Source organism: Microbacterium sp. oral taxon 186 str. F0373 (assembly GCF_000411455.1).
In the GTDB taxonomy this organism is placed as follows: domain Bacteria; phylum Actinomycetota; class Actinomycetes; order Actinomycetales; family Microbacteriaceae; genus Microbacterium.
The window spans coordinates 1,813,942-1,826,421 of record NZ_KE150457.1 but is presented as its reverse complement, the minus strand read 5'-3'; the positions used below and the strand labels follow the sequence as shown (position 1 = coordinate 1,826,421).

Annotated in this window: 15 protein-coding genes and 1 tRNA gene; 6 read left to right on the top strand and 10 right to left on the bottom strand. The window is 69.2% G+C overall.

All coding sequences use genetic code 11. The features are described 5' to 3' along the window. Positions 1–8: 8 nt before the first annotated feature. The 4 genes from HMPREF1529_RS08550 to HMPREF1529_RS08535 form a co-directional block, all read right to left on the bottom strand. Positions 9–212 (bottom strand): cold-shock protein, encoded by a 204-nt coding sequence (locus tag HMPREF1529_RS08550; protein ID WP_005051075.1) that lies wholly within the window; start codon positions 210–212, stop codon positions 9–11. A 149-nt stretch (positions 213–361) separates the two neighbouring features. After that, the gene (locus HMPREF1529_RS08545; RefSeq protein WP_016464507.1) at positions 362–934 is read right to left on the bottom strand and encodes a LytR C-terminal domain-containing protein; all 573 of its coding nucleotides are present in this window, start codon (positions 932–934) and stop codon (positions 362–364) included. Positions 935–943: 9 nt separating this feature from the next. Further along, on the bottom strand, positions 944–1,213 hold the full coding sequence (locus tag HMPREF1529_RS08540; RefSeq protein WP_016464506.1) for a DUF3263 domain-containing protein: 270 nt from the start codon (positions 1,211–1,213) through the stop codon (positions 944–946). A 9-nt stretch (positions 1,214–1,222) separates the two neighbouring features. Next, positions 1,223–2,224, bottom strand: coding sequence for a DUF2332 domain-containing protein (locus HMPREF1529_RS08535; RefSeq protein ID WP_016464505.1), 1,002 nt, complete (start codon positions 2,222–2,224; stop codon positions 1,223–1,225). A 74-nt stretch (positions 2,225–2,298) separates the two neighbouring features. Here HMPREF1529_RS08535 and msrB point away from each other — a divergent pair, with 74 nt between their 5' ends. Together msrB and HMPREF1529_RS08525 are read left to right on the top strand one after the other, a co-directional pair. Next, positions 2,299–2,715 carry a peptide-methionine (R)-S-oxide reductase MsrB gene (gene msrB, locus HMPREF1529_RS08530; RefSeq protein ID WP_016464504.1) on the top strand — a complete coding sequence of 139 codons (417 nt, stop codon included), beginning with the start codon at positions 2,299–2,301 and terminating at the stop codon, positions 2,713–2,715. Continuing rightward, on the top strand, positions 2,712–3,338 hold the full coding sequence (locus HMPREF1529_RS08525; RefSeq protein WP_016464503.1) for a nitroreductase family protein: 627 nt from the start codon (positions 2,712–2,714) through the stop codon (positions 3,336–3,338). Before msrB ends, HMPREF1529_RS08525 begins: the two co-directional genes overlap by 4 nt. 16 nt (positions 3,339–3,354) lie before the next feature. Here HMPREF1529_RS08525 and HMPREF1529_RS08520 read toward each other — a convergent pair whose 3' ends face one another. Beyond that, positions 3,355–4,308: a DMT family transporter gene (locus HMPREF1529_RS08520; RefSeq protein ID WP_016464502.1), complete on the bottom strand. Its 954-nt coding sequence runs from the start codon at positions 4,306–4,308 to the stop codon at positions 3,355–3,357. Between the two features lie 216 nt (positions 4,309–4,524). Here HMPREF1529_RS08520 and HMPREF1529_RS16090 point away from each other — a divergent pair, with 216 nt between their 5' ends. Then, positions 4,525–4,662 carry a hypothetical protein gene (locus tag HMPREF1529_RS16090; protein ID WP_198013032.1) on the top strand — a complete coding sequence of 46 codons (138 nt, stop codon included), beginning with the start codon at positions 4,525–4,527 and terminating at the stop codon, positions 4,660–4,662. Between the two features lie 36 nt (positions 4,663–4,698). On the opposite strand, the gene HMPREF1529_RS08510 is transcribed toward HMPREF1529_RS16090, so the two are convergent. Next, positions 4,699–4,771, bottom strand: a tRNA-Thr gene (locus tag HMPREF1529_RS08510). Positions 4,772–4,886: 115 nt separating this feature from the next. On the opposite strand from HMPREF1529_RS08510, the gene HMPREF1529_RS08505 reads away from it, so the two are divergent. Next, a complete protein-coding gene (locus HMPREF1529_RS08505; protein ID WP_016464500.1) occupies positions 4,887–5,585 on the top strand; it encodes a hypothetical protein in 699 nt (232 codons plus the stop codon). 77 nt (positions 5,586–5,662) lie between these two features. Here HMPREF1529_RS08505 and HMPREF1529_RS08500 read toward each other — a convergent pair whose 3' ends face one another. Beyond that, positions 5,663–6,607, bottom strand: coding sequence for a DsbA family protein (locus tag HMPREF1529_RS08500; RefSeq protein ID WP_016464499.1), 945 nt, complete (start codon positions 6,605–6,607; stop codon positions 5,663–5,665). Positions 6,608–6,876: 269 nt separating this feature from the next. On the opposite strand from HMPREF1529_RS08500, the gene HMPREF1529_RS08495 reads away from it, so the two are divergent. Both HMPREF1529_RS08495 and HMPREF1529_RS08490 read left to right on the top strand, forming a co-directional pair. Further along, positions 6,877–7,977: an ABC transporter ATP-binding protein gene (locus HMPREF1529_RS08495; protein ID WP_005051102.1), complete on the top strand. Its 1,101-nt coding sequence runs from the start codon at positions 6,877–6,879 to the stop codon at positions 7,975–7,977. Positions 7,978–8,061: 84 nt separating this feature from the next. Next, positions 8,062–9,372: a DUF4032 domain-containing protein gene (locus HMPREF1529_RS08490; RefSeq protein ID WP_005051104.1), complete on the top strand. Its 1,311-nt coding sequence runs from the start codon at positions 8,062–8,064 to the stop codon at positions 9,370–9,372. A gap of 13 nt (positions 9,373–9,385) precedes the next feature. On the opposite strand, the gene HMPREF1529_RS08485 is transcribed toward HMPREF1529_RS08490, so the two are convergent. Genes HMPREF1529_RS08485 through cysS form a run of 3 tightly spaced genes read right to left on the bottom strand, consistent with a single transcriptional unit; the run spans position 9,386 to position 12,456 of the window. Then, positions 9,386–10,024: an NAD(P)-dependent oxidoreductase gene (locus tag HMPREF1529_RS08485; protein ID WP_016464498.1), complete on the bottom strand. Its 639-nt coding sequence runs from the start codon at positions 10,022–10,024 to the stop codon at positions 9,386–9,388. Between the two features lie 43 nt (positions 10,025–10,067). Next, positions 10,068–11,060 carry a 23S rRNA (guanosine(2251)-2'-O)-methyltransferase RlmB gene (gene rlmB, locus HMPREF1529_RS08480; protein WP_016464497.1) on the bottom strand — a complete coding sequence of 331 codons (993 nt, stop codon included), beginning with the start codon at positions 11,058–11,060 and terminating at the stop codon, positions 10,068–10,070. Then, on the bottom strand, positions 11,053–12,456 hold the full coding sequence (gene cysS, locus HMPREF1529_RS08475) for a cysteine--tRNA ligase (RefSeq protein ID WP_016464496.1): 1,404 nt from the start codon (positions 12,454–12,456) through the stop codon (positions 11,053–11,055). The genes rlmB and cysS overlap by 8 nt, the downstream gene beginning before the upstream one ends. Positions 12,457–12,480 lie beyond the last annotated feature (24 nt).

The window sequence follows — 12,480 nt, the reverse complement described above, 5'->3', positions numbered from 1 at the left end:
GAACGACGTCAGGCGACGACGCGGACCGACTCGGCCTGCGGGCCCTTCTGACCGGCGCCGACGGTGAACTCGACCGTCTGCCCCTCCTCCAGGACGCGGAATCCCGACATGTCGATGTTGGAGTAGTGGACGAATACGTCCTGGCCGTCGGTCACGGTGATGAAGCCGAAACCCTTCTCGGCGTTGAACCACTTGACGGTGCCTTGGGCCATGCGAATCTCCTGATGCTGCGGTGGGACGTCGCAATGCTAACCAGCGTGACAGCGGCGAAATCGCCGTTCCGGCAAGTGTTGACACGGGCGCATCGAACTGTTCACACGCGCGAAACACGCTCCCCGCCGATACCCGCGGGGCGGTGTGGTCAGCCGGACGGAGTGGCCCCGGCATCCGTGCGATCGGCACCGATCACGACCACGAGGAGCTTGGCGCCGTCGCCGCTCGCGAGGCCCTTGTACGCATCGCTGAGTGTCACGGCCGCCCCGCCGATCACCTGTGCGAGCCCCCGCGCCGCACCTTCTTCGGCGGGGTCGGAGTAGAAGACCGTCGTGTTCGGGAAGTCCTTGGAACTGGCGTCGCCGGCCGTGACGCTGTCGGGCGACCAGCCGGCCCCGACGATGGTCTGCGCGAGGGAGCCGGCCAGACCAGACTGTGTCGTCGCGTTGAGAACGGTGACCGAGTACGACGTGTCGACGACCGGCTCGGCGGTCGAGATGGTCCTCGGCGTGGCGCTCGGTGTGGGAAAGAGGGTGACGCGCCCGGTGGCGATCAGCGTGCCGAAGATACCGAGCGCGACCAGCACGACGATCGCGATGACCGACCACAGCCCGACGATTCCTCCCCGCAGGCGCGGATTCTCGGCGCGGTGCGCACCGATGCGTCCCCCCTCGAGGGCGAGATCATCGAAGCGGTCTTTCTGAGGGGGCGTACTCGGCACCCCAGAATGCTATCGGCCTGTTCCCGTGCGGACGGCGGGAACGGCCGCGCGTCCCGCACGCTCGCTCTCGCGGGCATCGCGGAGCCGACGGAGGCGGTGCACCAGCATGGCGTCGTGCGCCGCGGCATCCGGTTGATCGATGATGCGAGCCAGCAGCTGGTAGTACCGGGCGGGCGCCAGGGCGAGCTCGGCGCGGATGGCCTCCTCCTTCACGGCGTCGTGTACGGTCCACCGCGACTCGAAGTCGAGGAGGAGGCGATCACGCTCGGAGAGGGGCACCTGCTCACGCTAACCCCGCGCAGCGCGCTCGCCGGGACGCCACTCCAGCCATCGCCCGAGTGGGTCGGCATGGGCGAGGACGACGCCGTCGCGCGCGAGTGCGAAGCCCTCAGCGGGAGCGTTCGATGCGATCCGCCCGCCGCGCCATCCCTCGTGCAGCGAGGGCGCGTCGAGCGTGATCCACCGACCCACGGCGGATACCTGCTCGATCAGCGCGTGGCGCGCGTGCCAGCCGAGGTGCGCCAGCACGCCGGGGGTCTGAACGACCAGCGTCGCCTCGGGCGGCGCCGCCGCGACGGCGTGAGCGAGCTGGTCGACGCCGTCGCCCGCGAACATGAGGGGCGGCTCCGCTGCCGCGATGCGCAGGGCGGAACGCACCCGATCGGCGCGTCCGGTCTCGCCGGGCCAGACGAGAGCGGTCAGCCATGATTCGGTGGCCGGGTCGGCTGGATCCAGCGGTGCGAGATCGATGCCCGCCCGCCAGACGATCTCCGGATGCCGCAGCGGCGGCACGTGCGGACCACGAAGCTCGCTCTCGAGCACGACGGACGATGCGCCGCCGCGGGGGTCGTGCACGATCTCGCCGGCGACGCCGCGATAGCGGTAGGAGTATCGGTCGGGGTAGAGACACAGTCCTGCACTCGCGCCGACCTCCAGCAGCGCGATCGGCCCGTCGATGCCGGCCAACGCGGGCAGCAGAGCGGCGCACCGCAGGGGTTCGTTCGTCTGCAGAGACCGCGCCGCGCACTCCGTGATCAGTCTGTCGCTGTGGGCGAGCACCCACTCCCGCCACTGGGGGTACCCACTCTCGCCGGATCCGAGCATCCGCGCGACGGCGAAGACGAGGGGCGGCTGACGATGCGAAGGCGAGATCCTTTCCAGCACCTCCTGCACCGCGGCATCCGCGGCGACTCCGACGGCCCACTCGCCGTACAGCGCGGAACGACCGGGAGTCTCGTCGCGGGCGAACCGGGCGTAGCGCGCCGACACCGATTCTGGGAGGGAACTCATGGGTGACATTCTCGCGGGCTGAGCCGACCGCGGCCCGCGTCGGGTTGAATGGTGGGTGGAGTAAGGAGCCAGACATGACCTACCGCGTGACCAAGACCGACGACGAGTGGCGTTCGGAGCTCACCGCCGACCAGTACGCGGTGCTCCGCCAGGCGGGCACCGAGCGCGCCTGGACCGGCGAACTGCTCGACGAGAGCCGCGCCGGCCTCTACACGTGCGCCGCGTGCGGCGCCGAACTGTTCCAGAGCGGGACGAAGTTCGACTCGCACTGCGGGTGGCCGAGCTTCTACGAGTCGGTGCGTCCCGAGGCCGTCGAGCTCATCGAAGACCGCAGCCACGGGATGGTCCGCACCGAGGTGCGGTGCGCGAACTGCGGCTCGCATCTCGGACACGTCTTCCCCGACGGGTTCGGCACCCCCACGGGCGACCGGTACTGCATGAACTCGCTCTCACTGTCGTTCACCCCGGCCCCGGAGGCGGATGCGTCGTGATCGAGACGGTCACGGACTACCCGGCCCTGGCGGCGGTGCGAAACCGTCGCTCGTGGTCGAAGGTGACGGATGCCGCGCCCACCCGCGCCGAGCTTCTCACCCTGATCGCGGCGGCGGGGCGGGTCGCCGACCACTCGTCCCTGCGGCCGTGGCGCGTCATCGAGCTGCGTGGCGAGGACCGGGCGACGCTCGGGGCGGCGATCGCGAAGGCCGAGGGCGACGACAAGCCGTCGACGAAGCCGTTGCGCGCGCCACTGCTGCTCGCCGTGGTCGCCAGCTACCGCAAGAGCGAGAAGGTTCCCCGCTGGGAGCAGGAGGCGGTCGCCTCGGGTGTCGCCCACACGCTCAGCCTTTTGCTGGATGAGGCGGGATGGGGTGTCATCTGGCGCACCGGTCATTACACGCGGGCGAAGGCGGTGGCCAAGGCGCACGGACTCGCGAAGGACGAGGAGCTGCTCGGCTGGCTGTACGTCGGCGGCAAGCCCACCGGTGCGCGACCCGGTCGCCGCAAGAGCGTCGACCCCCGTGCGCATCTCAGTCGAATGCCGGCCCCCGCCAAGGGCGCCGACAAGGACGGCGGGGCGACGAAAGCCGGCGCGAAGAAAGACAAGAAGAAGAGCTGACACTCCCGTCGTCCGCTCAGGTTCGTCGTCGCCGCCAGGGCGCGAGAGCGACGACGACCGAGCTCGCCGCGACAGCGACCATCAAGAGCTCGGTCATCCAGCCGGGACCGGCATCCGCGGGCCAGAACGCGTCCAGGGTGAACGCGGTGGCGAGCTGGCCGACCACGACGCCGAGGCCGAGCAGCAGCACCCCTGTGTGCGCGACGAGCGCCGCCGACAGGAAGATGTAGATCACGCCGACCACGCCGCCGAGGTAGAGCCACGCCTCGGTCGGCAGCGCCGGCGGCACACCGACGAACGCGACGTGGACGACGGCGGCGACGGCGAGCACCACCGTTCCGCCCAGAAAGTTGACGAACGTCGCGATCAGCGGTGTCCCCACCCGCTGGCGCAGCCGCCCGTTGGTCGCCTGCTGCCACGCGATGCCGACGCCCGCCAGGAACGGCAGCACCAGCATCCACACCGGCACACGGTCCAGCACACTGCCCTGCAAGGAGATGCCGACGGCGAGGAGAGCCAGCGCACCGCCCGCGACGCGCGGCATGGTGACCGCGACGACGCCGGCGGGACCGTACCCGATGCGGTCGAGCACCAGTCCGTTCAGTGTCTGCCCGGCCACAACCCCGACGGTGAACAGGGAGACGCCGATCACAGCGACGGCGAGGCCCTGGGTCGCGACGGTGAGCGCTCCGGCCAGCCCGCCTCCCAGCATCCACCACGGGATCGTGCGTGCGCGGACGCCGCTGATCAGCGCGCCGAAGCCGCGGCGGCCCGCCGGCAGCAGTGTCGACAACACGGCCAGCACCAGCAGACCTGACCCGAAGGAGATGACCGCGGCGATGAATCCGTCGCCGATGCGCAGACCGAGTTGCCCGTTGATGCGGGCTTGAAGCGCCGTCAGCACGCCGACCAGCACGGCACCACCGAGAGCGACACCGGCGGGAAGCCGGGGCGTCGTCGGTGCGGTCACGACTCCTCAGCCTAGCCGGGCGCGTGGGAGAGGAGCCGATCGGTCAGTCGTAGCCCAGAATGCAGATCGCTTCGGTGACGGTGTCGGGTTCGGTACGCGGCTCGTGCTCGTCCACGGAATCGAATCTAGGGGTGCGGGCCGGCGGATGCCGAGCGCATCGCCGTGGATAACGCGCTGGACACGCGATGGACACAGCGGACTCGCTACGATCACCGCATGGCCTTTCGCGACCTCCCCGCCCCCGAGCGCCGACTCGTCATCTGGCAGTTCGTCGGCGTCGGCACTCTGATGATCGGCGTGGGCGTGCTCGTCTGGGCAGCCGTCGCCTACTATCAGTCGGTCAGCCTCGGCTGAACGGAGGTCGCGACGGCGGGCATTGCAAGAAAACGGTGCCGGCTACAGGACTTGAACCTGCAACCCCCGTATTACAAGTACGGTGCGCTACCAATTGCGCCAAGCCGGCGGGCCCGGAAGTCCGGACGACCACGGGATACCCCGCGCCTATGAGCGTACGTGATGCGCCGCGTCACACGCACATCGACGCAGGCAGCTCGCAGCGACCCTGAGAGGATAGGCGCATGCGCAGAAGCTGGTTCGTCGTTGTGTTAGGCGTCGTCGCGGTCATCCTCGCAGGATGTACAACGGCGCAGCCCTCGCCGCTTCCGACCGCTTCACACACCCAGCCGCCGACGTCATCAGCTCCGATCACCACCCCAACTCCCACACCTACCTTTACACCCAGCCCGACATCGACCCGTGCCGCGTTGGTCATCTCGGCGACCGATGTGACGCTGATTGACGCGAGTGGCGAGGTCGTGGCGCGGCTGAAGTTCAAGGGCGAGGATCCCACGCCGTTCGCTCAGGCGATCAGTGCCGCAGCCGGGTCGGCCGGCATTGAGGAAACAAAGCCCGGCGGGCCGGAAGGCGCGAAGTTCACATCCACGTTCACGTGGGACAGCCTGACGATCACCACGGTCTTCAGCCCCGACGAGTGCGATGCCGGGTGTCGGGGGACGTTCCTATACGTCACCGCGCCACGGGTTGGAACACTGCCTATCCACACCGCCTCCGGCATCGTCGTGGGCCAGACCGTCGATGAAGCCAAGAAGCGAGGAGCGCAGCCCACGCCCGATCTTCCGCTCGCATCGGACCCCGAGGATCCTTCGCTCATCAACTCGACGACGGAGGGAACCAACGTCGTCATCCCAGACGCGGACCAGGGAGTGATCATAGGCATCCGAGCCGGGGACTGGTACACGTCCCTCAGCGGCTTATGATCCGCGTTCCGCGGTCGACGTGTCCGTCGTGACGGGTCGCCGCTCACGTCATACGCGACGCGGACACGGGGCCCGACTTACGGCGCGGCCGTCGGCTTCACGGTGGGCGTGGGAGTCGCGGTCTGCGACTTGTAGTACGCCCCGCTCGCGCTCGTGAGCACGAACTGCGAGAACTCGGCGGCATCGGTCATGTCGCCGACGTACTGCTGACCGTTCACGACGACCATCGGTGTTCCGGTGAGGGTGAGCCCCTTCGTCCCGGGGATGCCGCTGATCGCCCGTTCGGTGGCGCCCTTCACCCATGACGAGTACGACTCGGTCTCGATGCAGTCGCGAAGCCGCTTCGGATCGTCCGAGCCGTTCGCCTGCGCGATGTCGGCGAGTTCTTTGTCGGAGAAGCCGTCGGAGTCGACGGCCGGCTGACGCGTGAGGAGGTCGTTGTTGAAGCTGAAGAACTTCGACGGATCGAGAGTCGCGACGCACGCGGCCGCGCTCGCCGCGCGCAACGAGTACTTCGTTCCGTTCGACTTGGCGGTGAGCATCGACACCGGGTGGTAGGTGAGGGTCGCCGCCCCGTCCGACACCCACGACGCCAGCTGCTTCGCGTTGGCGAGCTGCCATTGGCGCGCCGCAGGCGAGAGGTAATCGACGTAGACGTGGATGTCGACGACGGATGCCGAGGTTGACGGCGACGGCGTGGCCTGCGGCTCTGCCGCCGCCGTGGGCGCCGGGCTCGCACCGTCGATCGGTGTTCCCGGCGAGACCGACGACACCGACGTCACCCGGAAGCCGTCGGCGGTGGCGTCGGCTGGCTGAAGCTGTGGCCGGTCGCTGTTGGAGCGCACCGCCCACGACACCGCGACAGCGACCGCGACGACGGCAGCGGCGGCGACGACGGCGAGCGCCGAGCGCCGCAGCACGCGTGCCCGCGACTGCTTCGCGTGAACGAGCTGCGCCTTCTCGCGCACCGCATCACGGCGGCCGGCAGGCGTGGGCTCGTTCGGGGCGTCGTCGTGGGACATGGGACCTTCTGTGGGAGGCAGCTCGAGGGCACATCGCGGTGCATCCCGGTCGTCACGATCCGGATCGGGTCCAGCGTCGCGGGCGGAGCAAGGCGATGTGTCGATGCTAGCCAGCGAGCCTGTGAAATGCCCAGACGAGCCCCCTTCCTCGCACAGGAGAACGTGCGATACTGAGAACGCGTCCATCGAAGGACGTGCGGGCCAAGCCCCCGCTCATTCCATCACTACGGATCGTCCGGCACGTACCTGCCGGTGAAGGAGAAGAAAACATGGCGTCCGTCACCTTTGACAACGCAACCCGTCTGTACCCGGGAGGCACCCGCCCGGCCGTCGACAAGCTCAACCTCGAGGTCGGTGACGGCGAGTTCCTCGTCCTCGTCGGACCGTCCGGTTGTGGAAAGTCGACGTCGCTGCGCATGCTGGCCGGCCTCGAAGAGGTCAACTCCGGCCGCATCCTCATCGGCGACCGCGATGTCACCGACATCCCGCCGAAGGACCGCGACATCGCGATGGTCTTCCAGAACTACGCGCTGTACCCGCACATGACGGTCGCCGAGAACATGGGCTTCGCGCTGAAGATCGCCGGCGTCGGCAAGGAAGAGCGCGCCCAGCGCGTGCTCGAGGCCGCGAAGCTCCTCGACCTCGAGGACTACCTGACCCGCAAGCCGAAGGCCCTCTCGGGCGGTCAGCGTCAGCGTGTCGCGATGGGCCGCGCGATCGTGCGCAAGCCCCAGGTGTTCCTCATGGACGAGCCCCTGTCGAACCTCGACGCGAAGCTGCGCGTGCAGACGCGCACCCAGATCGCGTCGCTGCAGCGCAACCTCGGCGTCACCACCGTCTACGTGACCCACGACCAGACCGAGGCTCTGACCATGGGCGACCGCATCGCGGTGCTCAAGGACGGTCTGCTCCAGCAGGTCGGCACGCCGCGTGACCTGTACGAGAAGCCGAACAACGTCTTCGTCGCCGGGTTCATCGGCTCGCCCGCGATGAACCTGTTCCAGGTCGACCTTGCGAGCGCCGGCGGCATCCAGTTCGGCACCGCCGTCGTCGACGCCGACATCGACCGTCCCACCAGCGCGACGCAGGTCACCGCCGGTGTCCGCCCCGAGGACATCATCGTGAACCCGGCCGACGGCCAGGGCCTGTCGGTGACCGTCGACCTCGTCGAGGAGCTCGGCGCGGACGGCTACCTCTACGGCCACACCGAGATCGCCGGCAAGCGCACCGACATCGTCGCGCGCGTCGACGGCCGCAACCACCCGAACGCCGGCGAGACGGTCGTCCTCGCCCCCGTGCCGCACCACGTGCACGCGTTCGACATCGAGTCGGGCGAGCGCCTCACCAAGAAGGCGATCGCCTCGGCCTGATCCGACCAGACGCGGCGCGGGGGCCCGGTTCCACGGACCGGACCCCCGCGCCGCGGCGTATCCCCCACGAAAGCGAAGACCCGCGTGGCCCACTCCCTCACGATCACCGCGAGCAGTGTCGACGCAGGCCTGCTGGCACTGCCCTGGTCCACGCCCCTCGACGAGTGGGGCAAGGACACCATCGTCTCGCTGCCCAAGGGCCTCTCACGCCACCTCGTCCGCTTCGCGGACCTGTCCGGACGCGTGGTCGCCGTCAAAGAGACGACCGGCGAGATGGCCCGCCGCGAATACGACATGCTCGGCTCCCTCGGCCGCCTCGACGTCCCGTGCGTGGAACGGGTCGCAGTGATCGACGGTCGTCGCACACCCAAGGGCGAGCCACTGCCGGCCGCCCTCGTCACGGCCCATCTGAAGTTCTCCCTCCCCTACCGCGCCCTGTTCACCCAGGTGCTGAGGCCCGATACCGCCGGCCGGCTCGTCGACGCCCTCGCCGCTCTTCTCGTGCGCCTGCACACGGTCGGCTTCTTCTGGGGAGACGTGTCGCTGTCGAACACCCTCTTCCGACGCGATGCCGGGGCCTTCGCCGCCTACCTCGTCGACGCCGAGACCGGCGAACTGCACGAAAGCGGTCTGACCCGCGGACAGCGCGAGCACGACCTCGATGTCGCACGCACGAACATCGCCGGCGAGATCATGGACCTGGAGGCCGGCGGTCGCCTCGAAGGAGGGGTGGATGCCGTCGCCATCGCCGACGGCATCATGTCGTCGTACCGCTCGCTGTGGGCGGCGCTGACCGACAAGGAGACCTTCGCCGCCGGAGAGGCCTGGCACATCACCGAGCGGGTCAAGCGTCTGAACGACCTCGGCTTCGACATCGGGGAGATGTCGATCCGCACGACCCCGGACGGTACCACTGTGTCGATCCAGCCCAAGGTCGTCGATGCGGGACACCACCAGCGGCGCCTTCTGCGTCTGACGGGACTGGACGTCGAGGAGAACCAGGCACGGCGCCTGCTGAACGACATGGATGCGTTCCGCGCGCGCGTCTCACGCCTCGGCTCCGATGAGGAGATGGTGGCGCACGAGTGGCTCACGCGCGTGTTCGAACCGGTCGTGAAGGCGATCCCGTGGGACCTGCGCGCCAAGCTCGAACCGGCCGAGGTGTTCCACCAGGTTCTCGAGCACCGCTGGTACATGTCGCAGGCGCGCGGGCAGTCCGTACCGATCGCCGAGGTCGTCTCGTCCTACATCGACGACGTGCTGCGCCACCGCCGCGACGAGGCTACTGTGATGGGCCCGCCGACCGAGACGATGGCGATTCCGATGATCACGTCGGCGATCTCGACGATCGACGATGATGAAGACGAGGACGTCGACTGGCGCGATCTCGTCTGAGTCCGCGTCGGGGTCAGTACCCGACCGTGAAACGCTGGCGCGAGTGCTGCGGCTTCTCGATCTCGTCGAGCACCGCCACGGCGAGGTCGGCGCCCGAGATGTAGGACTGCCCCTCGGCATCCGTGACAATGACATCGCCGCCGACCCGGTACGACCCCGTCCGCTCCCCCGGGTTGAACCCGCCGAAGCCACCCGCAGGGTGCACGAAGAACCAGTCGCGACCGGTCTGCTCGGCCTGCAGGTCCTCCAGCACGCCGATCATCTCCAATGCCTCGGCCTTGAAGGCGTCGGGGAAGTCGACGTCGACAACGCGAGGGCCGCCGGGGGCGACGAGGCTGCCGCCGGCGCCGCCGATGACCCCCAGCCGCACGCTCTCGGGGAGCACGCTGTTGAGCGCCTCGAGGTTGGGGCGGACGAGTCCCTCCATCCCACCGCGCGGCGCGACGGCGCTGATGACCACGTCCGCGCCTTCCAGCTGTGCGACCAGCCCGGGAATGTCCAGCAGGGTCCCCTCGACGTAGGTCGCACCCGGCACGCGGTCGGCGGCGACGGTGCGCGACACCGACAGCACGGTGTGCCCACGATCCACAGCCTCGGAGACGATGTGGCGACCGGCGAAACCGGTGCCTCCCAGAACGGCGATGATGGCCATTGTCAGTGCTTCCCTTCGTGTACGCGGACGGGCGATACGGGCGTCACTCGGACGCGGCGCGGATGGTGGAGACCTGGTACAGCGCGACGGATGCCGCGATGCCGGCGTTGAGCGACTCTGCGGCGGAGGAGATCGGGATCGACACGATCTGGTCGCACGTCTCGGTGACCAGCCGCGACAAGCCCTTGCCCTCCGAGCCGACGACGATGACGACGGGGCGATCTGCGAGCTCGAGCTGGGGCAGCGCGACGTCACCGCCGCCATCGAGACCGAGCACGAACACGCCCTGCTTCTTGAACTCCTTGAGCGTCGTCGTCAGGTTCGGCGCCATCGCGACCGGTACGCGCGCGGCGGCGCCGGCGCTCGTCTTCCAGGCGGCCGAGTTGACGCCGGCTGAACGGCGCTGCGGAATGATGAGTCCCTGACCGCCGAAGGCGGCGGTGGAGCGGATGATCGCGCCGAGATTGCGCGGATCGGTGATGCCGTCCAACGCGACCAGCAGGGGCGTCTGCCCCTTGCCGATGACCTCCTCCAGCAGGTCCTGCGGGTGCGCGTACTCATACGGGGGCACCTTGAGCGCGACGCCCTGGTGCACGCCGTCGAAGCCGGCCATGCGGTCGAGCTCGGGACGGGTGACCTCCATCACGGGGATGCCGCGCTGGGTCACGATCGACAGCATCTCCTTGACGCGATCATCCATCTCGACGCGCTGGGCGATGTAGAACGCCGTCGCGGGGATGCGCGCACGCAGAGCCTCGAGCACGGAGTTGCGCCCCGTCACGTTCTCGGTGTCGTCGCCGGCCTTCGCCTTCGGCGCGCGGGAGGACGCCGGCTTCTGACCCGGCCGACCCTTGCCGCCGGCCGCAGAGTAGCGCTCCATGGCCGCCTTGCGCTTGCCGGCGACGTGCCAGCTGCGGTCCTCGGCCTTGGGCGTCGGCCCCTTGCCCTCGAGCGCCTTGCGTCCGTTGCCGCCCGTGCCCTTGAGCGGGCCCTTCTTCTTGCCCTTGCCCGCAGAGGGGTTGCCCGGCTTAGCCATCGTTCAGACTCCAATGGGTCCCGTCGGGACCGTCTTCGAGGACGACGCCGGCCGCCGCGATCGCATCGCGGAGACGATCGGCGCTCGCCCAGTCTCGGTTCGCGCGCGCCTCGGCACGCTGGGTGATCATCGCTTGCAGCAGGGCATCGAGGGCTCGCGCCTCGGCACCGTCGGCCGCGGGCCGCCACTGCGGGTCGGCCGGGTTCATGCCCAGAACGCCCATCATGCGGCCCACTTCGACCAGAGCGCGCGCCGCGGCATCCCGCTCACCCGCATCCAGCGCGGCGTTTCCGGCCCGCACCGTCTCGTGAACGACCGCGAGCGCCTGCGGCACGCCGAGGTCATCGTCCATGGCTGCGGCGAATGCCTCGGGAATGTCGGCGGCCACCAACGGCACGGCGGTGCCGAGGATCCGCGCGGCGCGCTGCTGGAACGTCCGGATGCGCTCCAGAGCCGTCTCGGCTTCGTCGAAGGATGCCGCGGTCAGATCGAGCGTCGACCGGTAGTGCGCGGCGCCGAGCGCGTAGCGCACCACGAGCGGGTCGCGGTCGGCGAGCACGTCGAGCGCGAGCAGATGGTTGCCGAGCGACTTGGACATCTTCTGATCGCCCACCGTGACCAGTCCGTTGTGCACCCAGTAGCGCGCGAACGCGTCTCCCGCCGCGGTCGACTGGGCCAACTCGTTCTCGTGGTGCGGGAAGCGCAGGTCGATGCCTCCGCCGTGGATGTCGAAGGAGTCGCCGAGGTAGCGGCGGCTCATGGCGGAGCACTCGATGTGCCAGCCGGGCCTGCCCGGACCCCAGGGGCTCTCCCACACGGCATCCGCCGGCTCGTCGCTCTTCGCGCTCTTCCAGAGGGCGAAATCCCGCGGGTCGCGCTTGCCGCGCGGGTCCGCATCGGTCGCCGGCTCCATCGCATCGATGCTCTGATGGGTCAGGGCGCCGTAGGCGGGCCATGAGCGCACGTCGAAGTAGACGTCACCGGCCGCAGCGTAGGCATGACCGCGTTCGATGAGGGTTGCGATCAGCTCCTGCATCTGCGGGATCGATCCGGTGGCGCGCGGCTCGTACGTCGGCGCGAGAATGCCGATCGCGCCATACGCGCGGGCGAACTCCCGCTCCACGCGATACGCCAGCGCCCACCAGGGCTCATCAGTGGTGGCGTTCTGCAGGACTTTGTCGTCGATGTCGGTGACGTTGCGCACGAACGTCACGCGCCCGAAACGGCGGGTGAGCCAGCGACGCAGCAGGTCGAACGCGAGCGCCGCACGCAGATGATGGATGCCGGGACCCGACTGCACCGTCGGACCGCACACGTACATCGTGACGTTCGCCGGATCCTGCGGCGCGAAGTCGCGCAACGCCTGCACCTGGGTGTCGTAGAGCCGGACCGTCACCGCTCCAGCCTACCGGCGCAGGCG